The sequence below is a fragment of the Vibrio sp. 1562 genome (assembly GCF_033340155.1).
GTDB lineage: Bacteria > Pseudomonadota > Gammaproteobacteria > Enterobacterales > Vibrionaceae > Vibrio > Vibrio alginolyticus.
Genome location: NZ_JAWOVY010000797.1, coordinates 1 through 511, shown reverse-complemented (window position 1 = coordinate 511; position 511 = coordinate 1). Strand labels below are relative to the sequence as shown.

Here is a 511-nt window from a genome sequence, read left to right as displayed (position 1 = left end):
ACATGCTTTCTCTTCCAGAACTTGATGGAAAACTACTAAACCTAGCGAAAACTCAAGGCTTTGTAACCGCGATGGCATCAGCGCCAAACGTGTTGAACCCTCAAGAGTGGCTGCCATTCTTATGGGGCGGCGAAGAGACAGCACCTTTCTCAGATGGTGAACAACTAGAACTGTACATTGATGAAATTGTACAAATGTGGAACCAAACTCGACCAGCTTTGCTAGAAGGTTCTTGGCAATGGCCTGAAGGTTGTACTCTCGATGAGCAAGACATTGTCTCAGCAAGTACTCGTGATTTCTGTGAAGGTGTACTTCAAGGTTGGCAACTGACACGTGATGATTGGGAAACGTTAATGCCAGAAGACAGCGAAGACAGTGCCCTATTGGGTGGAGTGCTGCTCTCTCTTACCATGTTGTACGATCCAGAAACCACCATTGCAACGCTTGCAGAGCAAGGCATGGAAGGCTTAGAGCAATTTGAAGAGATCTTCAATGCTGTACCTGTGATGCT

General features: G+C 46.6%; 1 protein-coding gene. It reads left to right on the top strand.

Annotated features, from left to right (window positions below; translation table 11 throughout):
* Positions 1–2 precede the first annotated feature (2 nt).
* The coding region (locus R7Z49_RS27730; protein ID WP_318112862.1) for a YecA family protein at positions 3–511 on the top strand (509 nt) is incomplete at its 3' end.